Raw genomic sequence first — 21,962 nt, 5'->3', positions numbered from 1 at the left:
AATGTAAAGGAAACCTTATTAACGGTAAATGCCTCTTTGACTGGCTGTCAGCGAGCCAGGATGAAGTCCTGCGGATCGCGGGGCGGGCGGTCCCGGGGCGGGGCCGCCGCGTGGCCCACTGCGACGCAGCCCATCGGGTCCCACGACTCCGGCAGGTCGAGCACCTCGCGCACCACCGGGCGGCAGAACATCGTGGACGACACCCACGCCGAGCCGAGTCCCTCGACGGCCAGTTGGATGAGGAAGTTCTCCACGCCCGCGCCCGTCGCCACGATGAACATCTCGCGCTCGGAGGCGTTGCGCCGCTCGTCACGATAGGTGTGGGAGCCCTCCATCACCAGGCACGGCACGACCAGGTAGGGGGCGTTGCGCAGCACGTCGCCGCGCCTGACCCGCTTGGTGATCGACTCCTCGGTGAACCCGTCGGCCCGCAGATCGGCGATCCAGGCGTCACGCATGGCATCGAGCAGCTTCACCTTCGTCTGCGCCGACTCGACGAGCACGAACCGCCACGGGGTCGTGTGGTGCGGCGCCGGCGCGGCGATGCCCGCCGCCACCGCCCGGCGTACGGCATCGGAGTCCACGGGCTCGGCGGAGAACTCCCTGATCGTCCGGCGGGCGAACACCACATCACGCGAGCCAAAGCGGAACATGTCCTCGTCGGCCGGCCGGACCAGCGCCCGGACGCCCGGCCCGTCCTCCTCGGTCACCAGGTGGGACAGGCCGCGTACGACGGCCACGGGCACGCCCGCGAGCTTGCCCTTGACCAGCTCGGCGGCGGCGGCGATCTCGTCGATCAGGGCGGTCACGGTGGCGTTGAGCGGGTTGCCGTGGGTGTCGGCGCCGCCACGCAGGTCTTCGAGCGGGGTCACGCCGGCGGCGCCGATCGCGACGTCGGTCAGCCCGTGGCGCCACGGGCGGCCGAAGGTGTCGGAGACGATCACGCCCACCCGCGCGCGGGTCGCCAGGGCCGCGCGGATGCGCTGGGCGGAGGCGTCGGAGTCCTCGGGGAGCAGCAGGACCGTGCCGGGGGCGGTGTTGGAGGCGTCGACCCCGGCGGCGGCCATGACGAAGCCGTGGCGGGTCTGCGAGATGACGGTGTCGCCACGCCTGGCCACCACGCGCTCGGTCTCTTCGGCGATGGCGGCCTGACGGTCGGGGGCCTGGCGGACCCGGCCCTCGGCCTTGCTCACGATCTTGGAGGTGATGACGAGGATGTCGCCGTCGCGCAGGTCGGCCCCGCCGAGCAGGGCCGCGATGTCGTCACCGGGCCGCACCTCACCGATGCCCGGGACCCCGAACACCTCGACACGACCGGCCGGACCGCCGGCCGGCCTCGCTACGTCGGTGGGCTCGGCCGAGGCTGTGGGCTCGGTCGGGACGGTGGCCTCGGTCGGGATGGCGGGCTCGGCCGGACTCGTGGGCTCGGTCGGGCTTGTGGGGGTCATCGGGCGAGCTCCATGGCCAGGTCGAGGGTGGCGCGGGCGATGTCGGCCGCCGCGTCGGCGTCGTGCATGATCAGCGGTCGTGACTCCACCCTGACCCCATCGAGGGCGACGCCGGAGTCCTCCTCGGCGACCAGCCAGCCGTCGATCAGCTCCGCGCCGTAGAGGTCCAGCACCGCCTGGGCGCTGGTCTCGACGCCGATCGCGGTCAGGCAGGCGTCGGCCATGCCGCGCACCGGCGCTCCGCCGATGATGGGGGAGACGCCCACCACGGTCTTGGCCAGCAGCGCGTCGCGGATGCCCGGCACCTGAAGGATCGTGCCGATGCTCACCACCGGGTTGGACGGCGGCAGGATCACCACGTCAGCTTCCGCGATGGCCTCCAGCACGCCCGGCGCCGGTTTGGCGGTCTCGACCCCGACCAGCGCGATCGACTCGGCGGGGATGGCGGCGCGCAGCCGTACCCACCACTCCTGGAAGTGGATCGCCCGCCGCCCGCGCTCGTCGGAGACGACGACGTGCGTCTCGCAGCGGTCGTCGCTCATCGGCAGCAGGCGCACGCCCGGCTGCCAGCGCGCGCACAGCGCCTCGGTGATCTGGGAGAGCGGGTAGCCGGCCTCCAGCATCTGCGACCGGACGATGTGTGTGGCGAAGTCGCGGTCGCCCAGCCCGAACCACTGCGGCTCGACCCCGTAGGCCGCCAGCTCCTCCTTGACCGCATGGGACTCCTTGGCGCGGCCCCAGCCCTGCTCCTCGTCGATGCCGCCGCCCAGGGTGTACATGACAGTGTCGAGGTCAGGGCAGACGCGCAGGCCGAACAGGGTGATGTCGTCGCCCGTGTTGCCGATGACGGTGATCTGGGCGTCGGGGGCCGTCGCCCGCAGGCCACGCAGGAAGCGGGCGCCGCCGATGCCGCCGGCGAGGGACACGATGTGCATGCGGACCAGTCTCGCACCGGCCACCGACACACCTGTCTCGGGAGGCGGCTTTACAACGCTTCGGTCTCCGAAAAACCCAGCAAACCATGCTTTATGTGGACGTCTAGCACGTAAGAGGTTGCTCGGACATCCGCCGCCAAAGTCAGCGATGTGGCAAACTCCCTTCGGGCCAAAGGGTCCGATGGGGGTACTTGTGAGCAAACTTGACGTCGCCCGGCTGAGGGAGCCGGCCGCCTGGCTCATGCTCGCCGGCGGCGGACTGAACATCCTCGTGGCCATCGGCAAGGTCCTGGTCAGCTCTTCGGGCTCCGTGGTCGCCGACCTCTCCTTCGCGGACCGTGCCTTCAGCAACTTCGCGAACTTCACCAGCCCCGTCACCACGGCGCTGCTCCTCGGCTCGGTGGTGCTGCTCACCAAGGTCGGCACACCGTCGTCCCAGGCCAAGCCGGTCGCGTTCGGCGCGGCGGCCATGCTCGCCATCGCCACTCTGTTCGGCGCGATCACGCTGATCCTCGGGCTCTTCGCGGGCAGTGGTGCGCGGTTGACTGCGGAGTTCGTGATCAGGGGCGTGCCGGTGCTCGCGCTGACGGCCATCGCGCTGGTCTACTTGCTCCCCCAGGTCCTGCCCGACCGCCCCGCCGTCCAGCCCCAGCAGGGGTACGGCCAGCAGTTCCCCAACGCCCCTTACGGTCAGCCCCCCAGCCAGCAGCAGCCGTACGGCCAGCAACCCCCCAGCTTCGGCGGCCAGCCCGAGCAGCCCGGCTACGCCCAGCAGCCTCCGGGCCCTGGCGGCCAGCCTGAGCAACCTGCTTTTGGTCAGCAGCCGCCGAGTTACGGTGGCGCGCCTGAGCAGCCCGCCTACGCCCAGCAGCCGCCCGGTTACGGCGGTCCGGCGGCGGAGCAGGCCGGTCAGGCCGGTTATGCCCAGCAGCCGTCCAGCTTCGGGGGCCAGCCGGACGGCTTCGGAGGTCCGGCGGAGCAGCCGGGCTACGGCCAGCAGCCACCGAGCCATGGTGGCCAGCCTGAGCAGCCCGCTTATGGTCAGCAGCCGCCGAGCTACGGTGGCGCGCCCGAGCAGCCCGCTTATGGCCAGCAGCCGCCCAGTTACGGCGGCCAGCCCGAGCAGCCCCCCTACGCTCCGGAGCCGGCCTCGACCCCCCAGCCGGTCACCGTCGCATTCCCCGCCACGACCGACCGCGACCAGCCAGACCAGGGCTTCCCCCAGCCCCAGTCCCAGCCCGGCTTCGGTCAGACGGATCCCAGCTTCCCCACGCCTCAGCCCCAGGGCGGCTTCGGTCAGACGAACCCGAGCTTTCCGACGCCCGACGGCGGCCACCAGCCGAAGCCCGAGTACCAGCCCGCCCCCTACGTCCCGGCGGACAGCCAGCCGAGCGCCTTCTCCCAGCCGTACAACACACCGGCCAACCAGGCGATCAGCTACAACACCCCGGATAGCCAGGCGATCCCGTACAACACGCCGGACAACCAGCTGATCCCGTTCAGCACGCCGGACAGCCAGGCGGCTTCGTACGTCCCCGCGGACAGTCAGCCCAACGCGTACGCCCCCGCGGACAGCAAGCCCAACGCCTACGCCCCCACGGACAGCCAGGCGAACGCCTACCAGACGATCGACAGCCAGCCGAACCCGTGGGCGCCCGCCGACCCGGCCCAACCCCCGGCGCAGAACCAGGCCCCGCCGCAGCCCCTGTTCGGCCAGCAGCCTTTCGGGCACAACGCCTTCGACCAGCCGCAGAGCCAGCCCCAGAACCAGCCGCAGGGCCAGCCCCAGAACCAGCCGCAGGGCCAGCCCCAGAACCAGCCGCAGGGCCAGCCTTTCACCGGCTTCTCGGGCCATGAGTACGCCACCCCAGCCGCCTACCAGGAGCCCGATCCGCCGGTGGACCCGCGTTCCCAGCAGCTCCTGGACGCCTACCAGCAGGCCGAGACGTACCAGCACTCGGCGTCCGGCGCCGCCTCCGACCTGCGCGTTCCCGACTACGCGAGCCAGCAGCAGGCCAGGCCGTACGACGACCCCTTCGGGCACCCGCAGCAACAGCAGCCGGGCTACCCGACGCAGCCTCCCGCCCACCAGGCCCCTGCCCATCAGGTTCCTTACGAGCCGCCCCAGGCCCCGTACGAGCCCCAGCCGACCCAGTACGAGCCGCAGCCCTACCAGCCGCACCACCAGTCGCAGCCCCAGGCGGCCGGATGGGGCGACCACCCGGCGGAGTCCACTGTCCGGCTGGACCAGTCGATGTTCCGTGGTGACGCGCTGGGCGGCGACGCGCCCCGGCAGGGAGACGACCCGATCGACCCCACGGCCATATACAGCCCCAACGAGCCACGCAGGTAAGAGACCGTTAAAGCACGGCTAGAGAGAAGGTGGGCCACGGACGGGAGTCTCTCCCGCCCTGGTACGGTTCGGACGACTGCCAGACGTTGCAACACCCCAGGCCAACGCCATGGAAACAAGGACAAGGCCGGGGTGCGAACATCACATGCCATGCACACCGGGGCGAGATCTGGTCTTTCCCCGGATACCGGCATGCCGCTTGACTCCACGTACGGCACACGCGTGTAATTACAACCATGTTGTTACGCCTTCCTGTGGGTGGGTAGTAAGGAAGGCGTTCCATGGGGGGCTCCATTGCGGGCGGGCGGCAGGGAGGTGTGCAGTGACCGATCTGGTCATCGCACAGGATGAGCTTGACGCTGAAGAACTCGGCTGGCAGGAGCGTGCGCTGTGCGCTCAGACGGATCCGGAGGCGTTCTTCCCGGAGAAAGGCGGCTCCACCCGAGAGGCCAAGAAGGTCTGCCGATCGTGCGAAGTACGTGCGGAGTGCCTTGAGTACGCACTCGAACACGATGAGCGGTTCGGCATCTGGGGTGGGCTGTCCGAGCGGGAGCGCAGAAGGATCAAGCGAGAGGCCGTTTAGCGATATAAGGGATATGGATATAGGAGAAGGGGTCGCACGGGCTGCCGTGTGACCCCTTCTCGCATGCGTGGTGGGCGGGTTGCTGCTCACCGAACAGCCGCTGGCACCCGCCCGAACCTGGACCCCGCTCCCGAAGCCGACGGCCACGTCATCCGTCGGGCTTCCCCGATGGGCGTGGCGTCCAGCCAGATCTGCTGGCCATCGGGAGTGACGGTCATACCGAACCGGTCGCGGTCGGGCTTGCCCCAGCTCACCCAGCGGAAGTAGGCATCGGTGACCTCATCCCACAGAGGCCGCCGGCCTACCTGGTAGACCTCGTACTCCTCTGTGTTGGGTCGCCACGCCACGGTCGCCCAGGAGTACGCCTCGTCGGGGTCGGACACCCATATCCGGTACAGCTCTCCGTCTTCGTCCGGTTCCGCACTGCCGCTCGAGGTCAGGCCCGTCAGCGACGAGATGGCGAGGTCCGCTCCGGACGGAGCGTAGGCGATCGTGCGGGGGTCCACGCGCGTGGTGAAGCGGTGTTTGTCCTCTGGGCCACGGGCCGGGCGGTCCGCGACGGGACGCTGGGAGCGCATCATCATGTACGAGGCGAAGCCGAGGAAGCGGCCGTACGCGGTGCCGTCCGGGGCGACGACGAGCCGCAGGGCGTGGTTGTCGCCGAACCCGGGACAGTAGGGCAGCACGATCTCCCCGCCAGGACGGCACTGCTCCACCCATGTGTACGGCACGGTGCGGATGCCGCAGGTGACATGAACCCGATCGAACGGCGCCCGCTCCGGGCAGCCGGCCGCGCCGTCGCCGACGATCAGGTGCGGGTGCACGCCGGCCGCGCTCAGGTTCTTGGCGGCCTGCTCCGCCACCACGGGGTCGACGTCGATCGAGGTCACGTTCTCCTCGCCGACGAGATAGGACAGCAGGGCAGCGGTCCAGCCGGTGCCCGTGCCGATCTCCAGCACCCGGCGGCCTGGCGCGGTGTCCAGGATCTGGAGCAGGTCGGCGACGGTGCTCGGCGCCGAGGCCGAGGAGGAGTAGCCGCCCACCTTGGCCCTGATGTCGGTGGCCCCGTCGTCGAGCTGGGTGACGATGGAGTGGGGCGAGTAGACCGCGTCCCACCAGGCGACCGGGTCGGCGTCGCGGTCGATGATGTACGCGCTGTCGGGGGTGGTCGGCACGGGGAGCGCGACCGAAGGGATGAACAGATGGCGGGGCACCGCGCGGATCGCCCCTTTGACGCGTGGCCCGATGTCGTCGAACTCGTCGAGGTGCTCGATCAGGCGTTCAACCCCCTGCGCCGTGTCGTTCACTACTTCTTTCCGTCCTTGGAGTCGGCGCTGTGCGAGCCGTTGGAGGTCTTGTTCTGGTCCTTGTTGGAGCTGGCTTCTCGGCTTGCGGCGGATTTCGGATCGAGGGCCTCGGCCTTCGGGCTGTCGGGCTTCTCGTGCCTGCCCACAGATGCTCTCCTTCGCATGGATCGGATGAACACGCACGGTAATCGTATGGCTACTCTCCGCAACTAGGCAAGGGTTGCCAAACCTTCGACCGTCGCGCTGGTCCAGGCGGTCAGCGGCGGTCGTCGTAGCCCGGGTCGACGGTCTCGGGTGACAGGCCGAGGAGGGTGGCCACCTGCTCGACCACGGTGTCGTGCACCAGCGCCCCCAGCGTGTCGCGGTCGCGGGCGCGGGCCTCCAGCGGCCGCCGGTAGACGACGACGGCGGCCGGGTCCTGGCCGCGCGCGACGTCTGCGCGGCCGAACGGGATCGGTTCGGAGCCGAGCCGGGGCCCGTCGCCGAGCTCGCTCAGCGGCGGCACTTCCTCTACCGCGAACTCCACCGCCGCCAACTGCTTGCCCCACTGCGGCCGGAGCCGGTCGACGGCGTCGAGCACGAGGTCGTCGAACCGTTCGCTGCGTGACCTGGCGATCGGCACGTGGGAGGGCGCGAGGGGGCCGCGCATGCCGCGACCGTGCCGGTCACGCCGTCTGGGGCCACGCCGTTGGTTCACACGGCAAGTGTACGGGGAGGCGGCTTCGGGGCAGTTGGGGAGAAAGGCTGCGACAGGTGTCCGAATTGTGGCGACACGCTCGTTAAGAGCGCCCAGATAGTGGCGCCTCGCACTCTTACCAGATACGGTCCCTCCGTGAGCCCCGTCCGCCGCTGTTCCCGCACCGCCTGCAGCCAGCCTGCAGTCTTCACGCTCACGTACGTATACGCCGACTCGACCGCTGTTCTCGGCCCTCTGGCGACGTACGCCGAGCCACACTGTTACGACCTGTGCGCCGAACACGCCGAGCGGCTGACCGCTCCCCGCGGCTGGGAAGTGGTGCGGCTGCCCACGGACGGCACATCGCCCAGCTCCGACGACCTCGAGGCGCTGGCCAACGCCGTCAGGGAGGCCGCCAGGCCCGCGCCGTCCGGTGGCGGCGAGCCGGTCGGCCAAGGGGTCGAGGTCGGGCGGAGGGGGCACCTGCGCGTTCTTCGGTCCGCCCAGCAACATCGCGACCGGTAGGCTCGGTCGTACACGTGACGACCTAGGGGCGGAGCTGGAGAGTGGGCGACCTCGCCAAGATCTTCAAGGCGTACGACGTTCGCGGCGTGGTGCCTGACGAGCTGGACGAGCCGACCGCCGAGGCCGTGGGGGCGGCCTTCGTCGAGGTGACCGGGGCGCGATCGGTCGTAGTCGCGCATGACATGCGGGAGTCTTCCGGGCCGCTGTCCGCGGCGTTCGTGCGCGGGGCGCGCTCGCGTGGCGCCGACGTGGTGCACGCCGGGCTGGGCTCCACCGATCTGCTCTACTACGCCAGCGGCAGCCTGGGGCTGCCCGGCGTGATGTTCACCGCCAGCCACAACCCGGCCCGCTACAACGGCATGAAGATGTGCCGCGCGGGCGCGGTGCCGATCGGCGGCGACAGCGGCCTCACCGAGATCCGCGACCGTGCGGCCGAACTGCTCGGCGGCGGCCTCACCGAGCTGCTCGCCGACACCGCCGAGCCGGCCGGGTCGCTGATCGAGAAGGACCTGCTCCAGGGCTATGCCGACCACCTGCGCAAGCTGGTCGACCTGTCGAGCATCCGCCCGCTGAAGGTCGTCGCCGACGCGGGCAACGGCATGGGCGGTCACACCGTTCCCGCCGTCTTCGAGGGCCTGCCGATCGAGCTGATCCCGCTCTACTTCGAGCTCGACGGCTCCTTCCCCAACCACGAGGCCAACCCGCTGGAGCCGGCCAACCTGCTGGATCTGCAGCGAGCCGTCCGTGAGACGGGCGCCGACCTCGGGCTGGCCTTCGACGGCGACGCCGACCGGTGCTGGGTGATCGACGAGCGCGGCGAGTCGGTCTCGCCGTCCGCCGTCACGGCGCTGGTGGCCGTACGCGAGCTGGGCAAATACCCGGGCGCGACGATCATCCACAACCTGATCACGTCGGCGGGGGTGCCGGAGATCGTCCGCGAGCACGGCGGCGAGCCGGTGCGCACCCGCGTCGGGCATTCGTTCATCAAGGCCGAGATGGCCCGCACGGGCGCGGTCTTCGGCGGTGAGCACTCCGCCCACTACTACTTCCGCGACTTCTGGTTCGCCGACTCCGGCATGCTCGCGGCGATGCACGTGCTGGCCGCGCTCGGCGAGCAGGACCGCCCGCTGTCGGAGCTGATCGGCGCCTATGCGCGCTACCACGCTTCGGGCGAGATCAACAGCACGGTCGCCGACCAGGACGCGGCCCTCCAGTCCGTACGAGGGGCGTTCGGCTCCAGAGGCACCGTCGACGAGCTCGACGGGCTCACCGTGACCGGCGCCGACTGGTGGTTCAATCTGCGTGCCTCCAACACCGAGCCGCTGCTGCGGCTCAACGCCGAGGCGGCTGACGAGAGCAAGATGACGGCGATACGGGACGAGGTCCTCGCCATGGTTAGAGGGGTGTCAGTGTGAAGATCGACGACTGGCTGCTGGAGATTCTGGCCTGCCCGGCGTGCAAGTCACCGCTGCGCGCGGAGAGCGAGAGCGAGGAGCTGGTCTGCACGGGATGTGGCCTGATCTACCCGGTCAGGGATGACATCCCCGTCCTGCTCGTCGACGAGGCCAGGAAGCCGTGACCTGGGAGCCCGAGCGGCTCGATGACCAGCACCATCTCACTGAGGGCGATCCGGGCGGCATGCTGGTGGCGGTGGCGGCCTCGGCCGCCCAGGTCCGCATCGCCTACCGCGCCGCGGTCGAGGCGGGCGTCGACCGCCTGATCTCCCGAGTACGCCCGCGCGCGATCGTGGTCGTGGGCATGGGCGGCTCCGCGATCGCGGGCGACATCTTGGCCGCGGTCTGCGGCAACGGCGCCCCGATGCCCATCGTGACCCTGCGCTCCCACCAGCTGCCCGGCTGGGTGGGCGCCACCGATCTGGTCATCGCGGTGTCGTGCTCGGGCCGCACCGAGGAGACGCTGTCCGCGGCCATGGAGGCCGTGCGGCGCGGTTGCTCCTTGCTCGCGGTCGGCAGCGCGGACTCACCCCTGGAGGCGATCGCCAGGCAGGCGTCCGCCGTCTACGTGGCGGTGCCCGCGACCGGGGAGGCCCGTGCCAACGTCTGGCTGCTGACGATCCCGCTGATCGTGTCCGCCGCCTCGCTCGGCCTGGTCAAGGCCGACGAGGAGCTCTACGAGCGGGTGGCCGGGACGCTGGAGGACATCGCGCACCGGTGCCGCCCGTCCAGCGAGTCGTTCGTCAACCCGGGCAAGACGCTGGCCATGGAGCTGGCCGAGAGCGTGCCGATGATCTGGGGCTCGTCCTCCGTCGCCGCGGTCGCCGGCTACCGGCTGGCCTGCCAGCTCAACACCAACGCCAAATACCCGGCGATCTACGGCGAGCTGCCCGAGACCGGCCATAACCAGGTGGCCGCCTTCGACGGGCCGATGGCCGAGCGCGACATCTTCGCCGACGCCGCCAGCCGCACGCTCAGGCTGGTGATGTTGCGCGACGTCGAGGAGGACCCACGGGTGTCGCGGCGCCGCGAGGCGACCGTACGACTGGCGAACGACCGCGACGTGCCCGTCACCGAGCTGTCCGCCGAAGGCACGCATCCGCTGGAGCGGATCGCCTCGCTGATCGGCCTGGGCGACTACGCGGCCACCTATCTGGCTCTCGGATATGGCGTCGATCCGACCCCTGTGGCGGCGATCACGGAGCTTAAAGCCAGAATTTCGCAATAGGATCCCTTTTCGGGCCTTTAACGACATGATCATGATGAGTGGAGTTTTCCGGTGAGCGCGAGTGGCGGTAGCAAAGCGATCATTGCGGCGTTGACCGCCAACCTGGCGATCGCCGTGTCGAAGTTCGTGGCCGCGTTCTTCACCGGATCGTCCTCGATGCTCGCCGAAGGCATCCACTCCGTCGCCGACTCGGGCAACCAGGTGCTGTTGCTGCTCGGCGGCAAGCGGGCGCAGCGGGAACGGGACAAGGCGCATCCTTTCGGATATGGGCGCGAGCGCTATTTCTACGCGTTCGTGGTGGCCGTGGTGCTGTTCACGATCGGTGCGGCGTTCTCGCTCTACGAGGGCGTCACCAAGATCCTGCATCCGCACGATGTGGAGTCGCCGATCTGGGCGTTCGCGGTGCTGATCTTCGCGATCATCGCGGAGGGTTTCTCCTTCCGTACGGCGATCAGGGAGTCCAACCCGCTACGTGGCAGTCAGTCGTGGGTGACGTTCATCCGCCGGTCCAAGTCGCCCGAGCTGCCGGTCATCCTGCTGGAGGACCTCGGTGCGCTGCTCGGCCTGATCTTCGCGCTGTTCGGCGTGGCGATGGCGGTCATCACGGGAGACGGCGTGTGGGACGGGGTCGGCACGCTGATGATCGGCCTGCTGCTGGCCGTGATCGCGGTCGTGCTGGCCATCGAGACCAAGTCGCTGCTGGTCGGTGAGGGGGCCTCCTCGGAGATGGAGGCTCAGATCCGGACCGCGCTGGAGAGCACGCCGGCGGTCGACCGGGTGATCCACATGCGCACGATGCACCTCGGGCCGGATGAGCTGCTGGTGGCGGCCAAGATCGCGGTTTCGCACGACGACTCGGCCTCCGAGGTCGCCAGGGGCATCGACGAGGCCGAGCGGCGGATCCGTGAGGCCGTACCGATCGCCCGGGTCATCTACCTGGAGCCGGACCTCGACCGCTCGCACACACCGACCGCCTGACGGGCCTGTCCCGCACTCTCGCCCCGACGCCGACCGCCTGACGGCCTGTCCCCCGCGTGCTCCGCCTGGCCGCCCCTGATGGGCCTCTCCCCGCGCTCGCCCGCCTCGACGGTCGTCTGGCGCGCGTGCGCGGCTATGAGGCGAGTGGGGCCGCGTTGCGTCTGATGAGGCGGGTGGCGCGGCGCCAGCCGCGGCTGGGCAGGCCGAGCGTGATGAACGCCTCGGCCTGCAACGCCGAAACCCCGATCCGCGGCAGATCCCGGGCATTGGGGTAAACCACGAACCGCGGCTCCCAGATCGGCCGGAACTTGGCGTTGAACCGATACAGCGACTCGATCTGGAACCAGTGCGACAAGAACACCAGCAACCCGCGCCACGCCCGCAGCACCGGCCCGGCGCCGAGCCGCTCGCCCCTGGCCAGCACCGCCCGGAACATGGCGAAGTTCAGTGAGACCTGCTTGATCGCCATCTCGGGCGCGGCCTGGAGGGTCTTGACGATCAGCAGCTCGTTCAGTCCGGGCTCGGCGTCGCGGTCCCTGCGCATCAGGTCGAGCGAGATGCCGTGCGGTCCCCACGGCACGAAGTGCAGCACGGCTCTGATCTCGCCGTCCTTGTGCGCGGTGGCCACCACGCAGTCGGCGTCGGCGGGGTCGCCGAAGCGGCCGAGTGCCATGGAGAAGCCGCGTTCGGTGTCGGTGCCGCGCCAGGAGACGGCGGCCTGCTTGATCCGTTCCTTCTCGTCCCCGGTCAGGTCGGCGACCCGCTGGACGCGGCAGGTGTAGCCCCCGCGCTCGACCCTGTTGGCCATCTGGCGGACATTGCGCATGGCCCGGCCCTCCAGCGTGAAGTCGGCGACCTCGACCACCGCCTCGTCGCCGAGCTCCAGCGCAGACATCCCGGTCCTGCGGGTCCACACCTCGCCACCGACCTCGCCGCAGCCGATCACCGCGGGCACCCAGGCGTGCCGTCTGGCCTTGGCCATGAACCCGTCGATCGCCGCCGGCCACGCCTCGCGGTCGCCGATCGGATCGCCGCTGGCCAGCATGACGCCCGAGACGACCCGGTAGGCGATCGCGGCCTTGCCCGAGGGGGAGAAGAGCACGCTCTTGTCGCGGCGGAGCGCGAAGTAGCCGAGCGAGTCGCGCTGCCCGTGTCTGCCGAGCAGGTCGCGCAGCCGCCGCTCGTCGTCCTCGGTGAGCTCGGAGATCGGGCGTTCGGGCCGCAGCAGCAGGTAGAGGGAGGTGACCGCAGTCAGCGTGCCGAGCGCGATCAGCGAGAGGTAGACCAGGTCCGAGACGCGGTCGTCGGTGTAGGTGACCGGGCCCTCGACGCCCACCAGGCCGTACACGACATGCTGGAACCGGTCCAGCACGCTTGGGTCGCCGACGATGACCCTCGGGTGGGCGCTGACCAGCAGGTAGCCGAGGCCGAGGTCGAGGGCGCTGAGCCCGAGGAAGTTCCACAGCGCCCGCCAGCGGGTGCGGGGATCGGACAGTGCGGCGAACTCATGCCTGTTCAGCAGCAGCACCACGAAGACGACCAGGCTGAGCGTGGCCGTGACCAGGTGACGCAGGTGGACAAGCTCTATGGCCGCGCTCACCGGCAGCAGCACCACCATCGCCCGCCAGGCCCGCGCCTTCCGGCGGCGCAGCCCGTGCGCCAGCATCACCAGCAGGATGCCGACGATCAGGGCCGTCGCCCGCGCGAGTGTGGTGACGATGCCGGGCAGCAGGTCGGACCACTGGCCCATCCTCGTGCGACCGAATCCCGGGGCCACGGCCCTGATGATGTCGAGCAGACCGATCATCAGTGAGGCGTAGCCGGTGACTGTCGGCACCCATGGGCGCGCGAGCCTCTTCACAGCTCCATATTAGATTCGAGGCTCTATAACGGCCGTGTTAGCTCGCCGGTGGTGATCAGGTGGTTCCGGTCCGAGACCGGCTGTCAGGTCGAAGCGTCGAACCGGGGTCCGCGCCGACAGATCTGCCGCAGGGGCTTAACCCGATGCTTACGCCGCGCGGAGTATGCCTATCGTGGAGGACGATATGGGACTGACCTCGGTGAAACTTCAATTTCTCGTGCTGGTGCTCGCGGTAGGGGCGCTGGTCGCGACCGTCTGGCTGTGGCCCCGGTTGAGCGGCCGCGGCTGGCCGGCCGTACTGGGCAGGGTGGGTGTGCTCGCGGGAGACCAGCTGTTAACGCTGGTGGCGCTCGCCCTGATCGGGAACTCGTACTTCGGCTTCTACGGCTCGTGGGACGACGTGCTCGGCACCGACACGGGATCGGCGCCCATCACGGTCGCGGGCGTCGGCGCGGGCATCAAGGTGCTGTCCCAGCGGGCCGTACGGGGCGGGCGGATCGAGCAGGTGATGATGCCGGGGCCGACCACGCACCTCAGCGAGGAGGCGTACATCTTCCTGCCCTCGGCCTACTTCACCGACAAGCAGGCGCGCTTCCCCGCGATCCTGTCGCTGACCGGTTACCCGGGCGACCCGCGTAACCTCATGACCCGGCTCGACCTGCCTGGGCGGATGGCGAGCGCGATCGCCAAGCACCAGGTCAAGCCGACGATCCTGGTGATGATGCGGCCGAGCGTGGTGCTGCCGCGCGACACCGAGTGCGTCGACGTGCCGAACGGGCCGCAGGTGCAGACGTACTTCGCCACTGACGTGCGGCGGGACATGATCGCCTCGTACCGGGTGGGGAGCGGCCGGGACTACTGGGGCGTGCTGGGCGGCTCGACCGGCGGCTACTGCGCGCTGAAGCTCACCATGACCCATCCGGACGCGTTCTCGGCCGCCGTGTCGCTCTCGGGCTACTACAAGACGATCATCGACGGCACCACCGGTGACCTGTTCGGCGGGGACAAGGCGGTCGAACAGCGAAATGACCTCATGTGGCGGCTGTCCAGCCTGCCCGCGCCGCCGGTCACCGTGCTGGTCACCAGCAGCAAGAAGGGCGAGAGCGACTACCGGTCGACGCAGCAGTTCCTGGCCGCGGTGAAGCCGCCGATGCAGGCATCGTCGCTGATCCTGCCCAGCGGCGGGCACAACTTCAACACCTGGAACAGGGAGCTGCCGCAGGCCCTGCCGTGGCTCGCCCAGCAGCTCCACGCCCCCGCCTCCGCCGCGTAGCGGCCCCTACCCGTTCTTACTCGTGGCCGGTTACGCAGGACGTGCCCGCGTCCGACTGGTCGAACAGGCAGCGGCCGTCCTTGTCCAGCGTGATCACTTTCTTGACCGACTTGAACTGCTTCAACGTGGCGGCGATCGTGTGCAGGGCGCGCGCGTCGCCGCCCACCCCGCTGCCCCACACCGTCCGGCAGAAGCGCAGCGTGGCCTTGCCATCCTTGATCTTCAGCTTGAAGTCGGCGCCGCAGTCGGACGGCCCGCGGAGCCGTCCGGTCAGCTCGGAGCGCAGGCCCTTCCCGCGCTCCGCCTTGGTCGGGCCCGCGATCAGTTGCTCGATCGCGAACTTGGCGACGCCGCGATCGGGCGCCTTCCTGGTCACCGCGACCACCTTGCCGGGAATGCCGTCTCCCTTGGAGAAGTAGACCTTGACCTCGCCGGTCAGCTGCGCCGGGGAGAGGGCGAGCACGGTGGCCATCAGCAGTTCCATCATGACCGTTTGGACGCGTGGCCGGGAGCGGAGGTTCGCAGGAGGCGCAACGCCTTCTCCTGCTCGAAGTCCAGGGCGCGGCGCGGCGCCTGGATGCGCCCGATCCGCACCCCGAGATCGCGTACGGCGCCCGCCACGGCGGGCTCGCTGAGCACGCGCAACGCGAACGCCAACTCGGCGGGCGAGATGTCGAACCGCTTCTCCAGCTCGATCCCCTGAGCCACGGCCGCGAGCTCGTCCGCGCCGAACCGCCGATGCGCACCCTGTTCCCGGACCGGCGGCAGAAGGCCAAGAGCCTCTCGGTATCGGAGCATTCGCGGGGACATGCCGAGCCGCCTGGCCGCTTCAGTGATGCGCATCCTTACATTCTTACGTCAGCTTTCGGGTGGTAGAGATGCGACCTTGCTCGGACGGCACCTAAACTCATCGCGACAACTCCGTGATGCGAGGGGAAAACCCGATGGACTTCAAGGTCGCCGACCTTTCACTTGCCGACTTCGGCCGCAAGGAGATCCGGCTCGCCGAGCATGAGATGCCCGGCCTCATGGCCATCCGCCGTGAGTACGCAAGTACGCGACCCCTGTCCGGCGCGCGGATCATGGGCTCCCTGCACATGACGATCCAGACCGCCGTCCTCATCGAGACGCTGGTCGCGCTCGGCGCCGAGGTCCGCTGGGTCAGCTGCAACATCTTCTCCACCCAGGACCACGCCGCCGCCGCGGTCGTCGTCGGCCCCACGGGCACCGTTGAGGACCCCAAGGGCGTCCCGGTCTTCGCCTGGAAGGGCGAGACGCTGGAGGAATACTGGTGGTGCACCGAGCAGGCGCTCACCTGGCCCGGCGGCGTGACCCCCAACATGATCCTCGACGACGGCGGCGACGCCACGCTCCTCGTCCACAAGGGCGCCGAGTATGAGAAGGCCGGGGCCGTCCCGTCCGCCACGGACGACGACCCGGAGGAGTGGCACGTCATCATCGACCTGCTCCAGCGCACGGTCGGCGACGACAAGCGGTGGACCGCGATCGCCGAGAGCATCAAGGGCGTGACCGAGGAGACCACGACCGGCGTGCACCGCCTCTACGAGATGCACAAGACCGGCTCGCTGCTGTTCCCGGCCATCAACGTCAACGACTCGGTGACCAAGTCCAAGTTCGACAACAAGTACGGCTGCCGCCACTCGGTGATCGACGGCCTCAACCGCGCCACCGACGTGCTGATCGGCGGCAAGGTGGCCGTGGTCTGCGGCTACGGCGACGTGGGCAAGGGCTGCGCCGACGCGCTGCGCGGCCAGGGCGCCCGCGTCATCGTGACCGAGATCGACCCGATCTGCGCGCTCCAGGCGGCCATGGACGGCTTCCAGGTCACCACGCTGGACGAGGTCGTCAGCCAGGCCGACATCTTCATCACCACGACCGGCAACTTCGACATCATCACCGCCGCGCACATGGCGAAGATGAAGCACCAGGCGATCGTCTCCAACATCGGGCACTTCGACAACGAGATCGACATGGCCGGCCTGGCCAAGCTGCCCGGCGTCGAGAAGCGCAACATCAAGCCGCAGGTGGACGAGTGGGTGTTCGCCGACGGCCACTCGATCATCGTCCTGGCCGAGGGGCGGCTGATGAACCTGGGCTGCGCCACCGGGCACCCGAGCTTCGTCATGTCCAACTCGTTCACCAACCAGGTGATCGCGCAGATCGAGCTGTTCGCGAAGACGGACGAATACCCGATCGGCGTCTACGTGCTGCCCAAGCACCTGGACGAGAAGGTCGCCCGCCTGCACCTGGACGCGCTGGGCGTGAAGCTCACCGAGCTGACCAAGGTCCAGGCCGAGTACATCGGCGTCCCGGTCGAGGGCCCGTACAAGCCCGACCACTATCGTTACTGATTTCTTTTAAGCCCGACCACTGTCGGTGCTGATTTCTTTCTTTACGGCAGAGCACGGTGAGCGCCAACCCCGCACGGGGTTGGCGCCTGTCCAGGGGAACGCTCCTCCGGTGATGCGGGGTTGGGCGCCGTTACGTGCGTCTTCTTGACCGTCTTCTTCGGGGAAGTGTGGGGTGGAGCGGTGGATCTTACGGAGAGTGGAGAGCGGCATATCAGTTGGGCCGCTCGGTCCATGCCTGTGTTGACCGCTGTGGGGGCGCGGTTCGCTGTGTCCCGGCCGCTTGACGGGTTGAAGATCGCCGCTTGCCTGCACGTCACCGCCGAGACCGCGGTGCTCATGGGGGCGTTGAAGGCCGGCGGGGCTGAGATCGCTCTTGCCGCCTCCAACCCCCTGTCCACGCAGGATGACGTCGCCCAGGCGTTGCGCGCCTATGGGATAGCCGTTCACGCGCGGGCCGGGGTGGATCGGGCCACCTACTACCGGCATATTCACCAGGCGCTCGATCTGGGGCCTGATCTGGTGCTGGATGACGGGTGCGATCTGGTCAACATCCTGCACACCGAGCGGACCGATCTCCTGGAGGGGGTCTCCGGAGGTTGTGAGGAGACCACTACCGGGATCATCCGGTTGCGGCAGATGGCCGCCGAGAGCGCGTTGCGGTTTCCGGTCGTGGCCGTGAACGACACCCGGACCAAGCGGATGTTCGACAACCGCTACGGGACCGGGCAGTCCACGCTCGACGGGATCATGCGGGCCACCAACATGATGCTGGCCGGGCGGACCGTCGTGGTGGCCGGGTTCGGCTACTGCGGCCGGGGGGTCGCCGAGCGGGCCAAGGGGCTGGGGGCGCGGGTGCTCGTCACCGAGATCGACGCCGTCAAGGCGCTGGACGCCACCCTTCAGGGCTACGAGGTGCGGCCCATGGCGGAGGCCGCCGTGGCCGGGGATCTGTTCATCACCGTCACCGGGAACCGGGACGTCATCCGGGGTGAGCATCTGGCCGCCATGAAGGATGGCGCCATTCTCGCCAACGCCGGGCATTTCGACATCGAGATCGACGTGCGGGCCCTGGACGAGCTGGCCGAGGAGGTCCACCGCGGGGTGCGGCCCAACACGGACGAGTACGTGCTGGCGGACGGGCGGCGGCTGCTGTTGCTGGCCGAAGGGCGGCTGGTCAATCTGACCGCGGCCGAGGGGCATCCGGCGGCCGTGATGGACATGTCGTTCTCGGCGCAGGCGCTGGCCGTCGCCTGGCTGGCCGAGGAGCGGGCGCGGTTGCTACCGGGCGTCTACGACGTACCCGAGGAGATCGACCACGAGGTGGCCAGGCTCAAGCTGGCCGCCGCCGGGATCGGGATCGACACGCTCACCGGCGAGCAGGAGGAATATCTGCATTCCTGGCGGGTCGGTTCCTAGGCCAACATTCCTGGCTTCCAGGGCATATTCCTGGGGGCGGCTTCTAGAGCGCCCTCCTGGTGGGGTCGGCTGCTAGAGCAGTTGGCCCATCCGCCGGATTTCCGCCGCCTGGCTGACCGAGATGTCCTCGGCGATCTCCTGGACGCGCAGGTGTGAGCCCTGGGTGATGACCTCGGTCGACATGGTGATCGCGCCCTGGTGGTGGGCGGTCATCAGCTGGACGAACAGCTGGTCGAACGCCGGGCCCTTGGCCGCTTTGAGGCTCTCCATCTGCTCCGGCGTGGCCATGCCCGGCATGCCGTCGTGGGCGGCATGGTGGTCGGGCACCTGCTGGCCCTGGGCCTTCAGCCAGTCCGTCATCATGGCGATCTCCGGGCCCTGCACCTGGTTGATCCGCGACGCCAGGCGCTTCACCCCGTCGTTCGCCGACCGCGAGGCGGCCAGCAGGGCCATGTCGAGGGCCTGGCGGTGGTGGATGATCATGTTCTGCATGTAGCGGACGTCGGCCGCGTTGGCTTTCTGGGGCGGTACGGCGGTGGCGGCCTCGCTCGGGCTCAGCGTCCTGGCCTCCTCGCCGGGTCGTCCGGGAGCGATGACGGGCGCCGTCGCGTCGGCGGTCGGGGCGGGCGGGGCCGCGGAGGTGCCCCCCGAGCAGCTGCTGACGAGCAGGATGGCGCAGGTGCCGACGGTTAGTGCGTAGCGCACCTGACCTCCTTGACCGCGGGGAGTCGCGACGTCGCACTATAGACGCCTCTTCGACTCCAAGGAAATAGGGCAAGTCAGCAAATTTCTTGACACAGTGCTTGCTAGGCGAGAGCTGACAGTCCGGGTCAGAATTTTGTCATTTATGTGTGCCTTATGACCCGGAAGGAGCCCGAGGGTGCTGACCCTTCGCAGGACCCTGGTCGCGGCCGGAGCCGCCGTCGCGTTAGGACTGACGGCGCTGCCCGCCTTGGCCGCCGACATCCCGCCGGCCGACACCGTGGTGACCAGCCCGAACGTGACCCACGTGCTGAACATCCCCAAGCCCGCGCCGATCGCCGCAACCATCAACACCGACATCGCCTTCCAGGGTGACTACGCCTACGTGGGCAACTACGGCGGCTTCTCCATCTACGACATCCGGAACCCGAAGAAGGCCACGCCGGTCAGTTCGGTCGTGTGTCCTGGAAGCCAGATGGATGTCACCGTCTACGGCAATCTGCTCTTCACCGCCGTCGACTCCTCGCGCAGCGACGACTCCTGCAACAGCACGGCCCTGTCGGCGGATCACAAGGAGGCCTGGGAGGGCATCCGGATCTTCGACATCAGCGACAAGACCGCGCCCAAGTACATCAAGTCCGTCGAGACGAACTGCGGCTCGCACACGCTGACGCTGGTGCCGGGCAAGGGCTGGGACAAGAAGAAGAACGTCTACATCTACGTGCAGTCGTACAACCCGAACGCGACCTTCCCCGACTGCCTGCCGCCGCACGACAAGATCTCGATCGTCAAGGTGCCGCTGAAGAACCCGACCGCGGCGGCCGTCGCGGCCACCCCGGTCGTCTTCCCCGACGGCGGCAACGAGACCCAGCCTGGGCTGCTCATCCCGACGAGCGGTTGCCACGACATCACCGTGTACGCGGAGAAGGACATCGCGGCGGGCGCCTGCATGGGTGACGGCGTACTGTTCGACATCTCCGACCGGCTGAACCCGAAGGTCACGGCCAGGACCACCGACCCGAACTTCGCCTTCTGGCACTCGGCGACGTTCAGCAACGACGCCAAGAAGGTCGTCTTCACCGACGAGCTCGGCGGTGGCGGCGCGGCCACCTGCAACGAGGCGACCGGGCCGAACCGCGGCGCCGACGCGATCTATGACATCTCGCACGGCCGGCTCGTCTTCAAGAGCTACTTCAAGATCCCGCGCTACCAGGCCGACAGCGAGAACTGCGTGGCCCACAACGGCTCGCTGATCCCGGTCAAGGGCAAAGACATCATGGTCCAGGCGTGGTACATGGGCGGGGTCTCGATCTGGGACTTCACCGACTCGGCCGCGCCGAGGGAGATCGGCTACTTCGAGCGTGGCCCGCGCGCCGACAACAGCGGCGGCGGCGTGTGGTCGGCGTACTACTACAACGGCTACATCTACGCCGCCGACTTCAACGAGGGCCTGGACGTCATCAAGATCAATGACCGGCTCACCGACGGCGCCGCACGGGTGCGCGCCGACCAGCTGAACGTACAGACCCAGCAGTCCTACCGCGAGTGGGGCTGGGGCTACGACGACTGATCCAGCCACCCGGCACTGATCCCGCCATCTGGCACTAAATCCGGCCACCTGGCACTGATCCGGCCACCTGGTACGGCGGAGCCCGCCCGGCTCCGTCGTACCGGCGTAAGTCCTGAGACCTCCGTTGCACCGGCGGGGCCTCAGGACTTCCGGCAGAGGCTGATGGCGTCCGCGACGGCCGCCACGTCGGATCGGTTGTTGTAGTAGTGGAACGACATGCGCAGCAGGTCGCCCCGCGGCGCGGTCACGATGCGCCGCTCGGCCAGCCGGGCGGCCAGCCCCTGGGGGTCGTCGTCCGCTATCGCCACCTGCGGCCCGCGCGCGCCGGCCGGGCTCGCCACCCGCTCGCCCGCCGCCGCCAGTCGCTCGGCCAACTCCTCGACGAGCGCCGACACATGATCCTGTACGGCCCGCGGGTCCACCCGCTCGATGAGGTCGAACCCGGCGTTGGCCGCGTAGGCCGACGGCACGGGCGGCGTGCCGGTCTCGAAACGCCGCGCGTCCCCGGGGAAGTCCAGCAGCCGGGTGTCGAACGCGAACGGGTTCACCCGGCCGAACCAGCCCGTCAGCTCCGGGTCGCGCTGATGCTCCAGACCGTCGCGCACGTAGAGGAACGCGATGCCGGGCAGGCCGAGCAGGTACTTCAGTGAGCCCGAGGTCAGGTAGTCGCAGCCGAGCGCGCGCACGTCGATCGGGGTGACCCCGGTGGCCTGGTAGGCGTCCACGAACGCCCGCGCTCCCTGCTCGTGCGCCAGCCGTACGACGTCCTCGGCGGGCAGGCGGGCACCGTTGCGGTAAGTGATCAGCGGGACCGACACCAGGTTGACGCGTTCGTCCACCACCCGCGCGTACGCTCCGGCCTCGACGCACTCGCCCGTGTCCGCGGCCACTCGCACCTGGGCGCCGCGTCCGCCCTGGGCCAGCCAGACGTGCGCGATCGACGGGAACTCCAGGTCGTTGGTCACGATGCCGGGGCGGCTCGACCAGTCGAGCGACGAGGCGACCTGGAAGGCGGCCTCCGACGCGCACGAGAGCACCGCGATCTCGCCGGAGGAGGCCCCGATGAGCCGGGCGAACCGCTCGCGGGCCCACGCGACCTCGGCCATCCACACGTCCCAGGGAGCGCCCTTGCTCCGCAGCGAGTAGCCGATCTCCTGCAGCGAGTACGCCAGCCGGGCGGACAGGGCGCCCTGGCTGCAAGTCGCCAGATGCACGGTGTCGGCCAGCGTCGGAAACTCCGCCCGGAATTGGGCAGCGTTCAACATATGTAACATTCCGGGC

Annotated in this window: 21 protein-coding genes; 11 read left to right on the top strand and 10 right to left on the bottom strand. The window is 69.2% G+C overall.

Going from position 1 to position 21,962, the window contains the following annotated elements:
* Positions 1–47: 47 nt before the first annotated feature.
* A complete protein-coding gene (locus tag AB0L53_RS11635; protein ID WP_363992868.1) occupies positions 48–1,448 on the bottom strand; it encodes a coenzyme F420-0:L-glutamate ligase in 1,401 nt (466 codons plus the stop codon).
* The gene (gene cofD, locus AB0L53_RS11630) at positions 1,445–2,383 is read right to left on the bottom strand and encodes a 2-phospho-L-lactate transferase (protein WP_363992867.1); all 939 of its coding nucleotides are present in this window, start codon (positions 2,381–2,383) and stop codon (positions 1,445–1,447) included. Before cofD ends, AB0L53_RS11635 begins: the two co-directional genes overlap by 4 nt.
* A 193-nt stretch (positions 2,384–2,576) precedes the next feature.
* On the opposite strand from cofD, the gene AB0L53_RS11625 reads away from it, so the two are divergent.
* Complete coding sequence (locus AB0L53_RS11625) at positions 2,577–4,736, top strand: hypothetical protein (RefSeq protein ID WP_363992866.1); 2,160 nt, start codon at positions 2,577–2,579, stop codon at positions 4,734–4,736.
* A 322-nt stretch (positions 4,737–5,058) separates the two neighbouring features.
* Positions 5,059–5,319 carry a WhiB family transcriptional regulator gene (locus tag AB0L53_RS11620; RefSeq protein ID WP_214633495.1) on the top strand — a complete coding sequence of 87 codons (261 nt, stop codon included), beginning with the start codon at positions 5,059–5,061 and terminating at the stop codon, positions 5,317–5,319.
* Between the two features lie 86 nt (positions 5,320–5,405).
* On the opposite strand, the gene AB0L53_RS11615 is transcribed toward AB0L53_RS11620, so the two are convergent.
* From AB0L53_RS11615 to AB0L53_RS11605, 3 genes are all read right to left on the bottom strand, one after another.
* Positions 5,406–6,626 (bottom strand): methyltransferase domain-containing protein, encoded by a 1,221-nt coding sequence (locus tag AB0L53_RS11615; protein ID WP_363992865.1) that lies wholly within the window; start codon positions 6,624–6,626, stop codon positions 5,406–5,408.
* On the bottom strand, positions 6,626–6,772 hold the full coding sequence (locus AB0L53_RS11610) for a hypothetical protein (protein WP_363992864.1): 147 nt from the start codon (positions 6,770–6,772) through the stop codon (positions 6,626–6,628). The genes AB0L53_RS11615 and AB0L53_RS11610 overlap by 1 nt, the downstream gene beginning before the upstream one ends.
* 110 nt (positions 6,773–6,882) lie before the next feature.
* Complete coding sequence (locus AB0L53_RS11605; protein WP_358550812.1) at positions 6,883–7,275, bottom strand: metallopeptidase family protein; 393 nt, start codon at positions 7,273–7,275, stop codon at positions 6,883–6,885.
* A gap of 183 nt (positions 7,276–7,458) precedes the next feature.
* On the opposite strand from AB0L53_RS11605, the gene AB0L53_RS11600 reads away from it, so the two are divergent.
* The 5 genes from AB0L53_RS11600 to AB0L53_RS11580 are packed head-to-tail and all read left to right on the top strand — an operon-like array spanning position 7,459 to position 11,487.
* Positions 7,459–7,827, top strand: a complete 369-nt coding sequence (locus AB0L53_RS11600; protein ID WP_214633499.1) for a DUF3499 domain-containing protein — start codon at positions 7,459–7,461, stop codon at positions 7,825–7,827.
* Between the two features lie 41 nt (positions 7,828–7,868).
* The gene (locus AB0L53_RS11595) at positions 7,869–9,242 is read left to right on the top strand and encodes a phosphomannomutase/phosphoglucomutase (RefSeq protein WP_363992863.1); all 1,374 of its coding nucleotides are present in this window, start codon (positions 7,869–7,871) and stop codon (positions 9,240–9,242) included.
* Positions 9,239–9,406, top strand: coding sequence for a Trm112 family protein (locus AB0L53_RS11590; RefSeq protein WP_350803531.1), 168 nt, complete (start codon positions 9,239–9,241; stop codon positions 9,404–9,406). The genes AB0L53_RS11595 and AB0L53_RS11590 overlap by 4 nt, the downstream gene beginning before the upstream one ends.
* Complete coding sequence (locus AB0L53_RS11585; RefSeq protein ID WP_363992862.1) at positions 9,403–10,509, top strand: SIS domain-containing protein; 1,107 nt, start codon at positions 9,403–9,405, stop codon at positions 10,507–10,509. Before AB0L53_RS11590 ends, AB0L53_RS11585 begins: the two co-directional genes overlap by 4 nt.
* Before the next feature lie 51 nt (positions 10,510–10,560).
* Positions 10,561–11,487 carry a cation diffusion facilitator family transporter gene (locus tag AB0L53_RS11580; protein ID WP_363992861.1) on the top strand — a complete coding sequence of 309 codons (927 nt, stop codon included), beginning with the start codon at positions 10,561–10,563 and terminating at the stop codon, positions 11,485–11,487.
* Positions 11,488–11,620: 133 nt separating this feature from the next.
* Here the strand turns inward: AB0L53_RS11580 and AB0L53_RS11575 are convergent, their stop codons facing one another.
* Positions 11,621–13,348: a phosphatidylglycerol lysyltransferase domain-containing protein gene (locus tag AB0L53_RS11575; RefSeq protein ID WP_358550820.1), complete on the bottom strand. Its 1,728-nt coding sequence runs from the start codon at positions 13,346–13,348 to the stop codon at positions 11,621–11,623.
* Between the two features lie 172 nt (positions 13,349–13,520).
* Here AB0L53_RS11575 and AB0L53_RS11570 point away from each other — a divergent pair, with 172 nt between their 5' ends.
* Complete coding sequence (locus AB0L53_RS11570) at positions 13,521–14,621, top strand: alpha/beta hydrolase-fold protein (RefSeq protein ID WP_363992860.1); 1,101 nt, start codon at positions 13,521–13,523, stop codon at positions 14,619–14,621.
* A gap of 16 nt (positions 14,622–14,637) precedes the next feature.
* Here AB0L53_RS11570 and AB0L53_RS11565 read toward each other — a convergent pair whose 3' ends face one another.
* The gene (locus AB0L53_RS11565; RefSeq protein WP_363992859.1) at positions 14,638–15,108 is read right to left on the bottom strand and encodes a GerMN domain-containing protein; all 471 of its coding nucleotides are present in this window, start codon (positions 15,106–15,108) and stop codon (positions 14,638–14,640) included.
* Positions 15,105–15,464: a MerR family DNA-binding transcriptional regulator gene (locus AB0L53_RS11560; RefSeq protein ID WP_358550826.1), complete on the bottom strand. Its 360-nt coding sequence runs from the start codon at positions 15,462–15,464 to the stop codon at positions 15,105–15,107. Before AB0L53_RS11560 ends, AB0L53_RS11565 begins: the two co-directional genes overlap by 4 nt.
* Positions 15,465–15,565: 101 nt before the next feature.
* Here AB0L53_RS11560 and ahcY point away from each other — a divergent pair, with 101 nt between their 5' ends.
* A complete protein-coding gene (gene ahcY, locus AB0L53_RS11555) occupies positions 15,566–16,993 on the top strand; it encodes an adenosylhomocysteinase (protein WP_358550828.1) in 1,428 nt (475 codons plus the stop codon).
* Positions 16,994–17,173: 180 nt separating this feature from the next.
* On the top strand, positions 17,174–18,409 hold the full coding sequence (locus AB0L53_RS11550; RefSeq protein WP_363992858.1) for an adenosylhomocysteinase: 1,236 nt from the start codon (positions 17,174–17,176) through the stop codon (positions 18,407–18,409).
* Between the two features lie 72 nt (positions 18,410–18,481).
* Here the strand turns inward: AB0L53_RS11550 and AB0L53_RS11545 are convergent, their stop codons facing one another.
* A complete protein-coding gene (locus tag AB0L53_RS11545) occupies positions 18,482–19,114 on the bottom strand; it encodes a DUF305 domain-containing protein (RefSeq protein WP_363992857.1) in 633 nt (210 codons plus the stop codon).
* Between the two features lie 175 nt (positions 19,115–19,289).
* Here AB0L53_RS11545 and AB0L53_RS11540 point away from each other — a divergent pair, with 175 nt between their 5' ends.
* Positions 19,290–20,681 (top strand): hypothetical protein, encoded by a 1,392-nt coding sequence (locus AB0L53_RS11540; protein ID WP_363992856.1) that lies wholly within the window; start codon positions 19,290–19,292, stop codon positions 20,679–20,681.
* A 140-nt stretch (positions 20,682–20,821) separates the two neighbouring features.
* Here AB0L53_RS11540 and AB0L53_RS11535 read toward each other — a convergent pair whose 3' ends face one another.
* Positions 20,822–21,946 carry an aminotransferase class V-fold PLP-dependent enzyme gene (locus AB0L53_RS11535; RefSeq protein ID WP_363992855.1) on the bottom strand — a complete coding sequence of 375 codons (1,125 nt, stop codon included), beginning with the start codon at positions 21,944–21,946 and terminating at the stop codon, positions 20,822–20,824.
* Positions 21,947–21,962: the final 16 nt, after the last annotated feature.

This window comes from Nonomuraea sp. NPDC052129 (genome assembly GCF_040680095.1).
Classification (GTDB): Bacteria; Actinomycetota; Actinomycetes; order Streptosporangiales; family Streptosporangiaceae; genus Nonomuraea.
The sequence above is the reverse complement of the archived record's forward strand: the minus strand, read 5'-3'. Positions and strand labels throughout refer to the sequence as shown.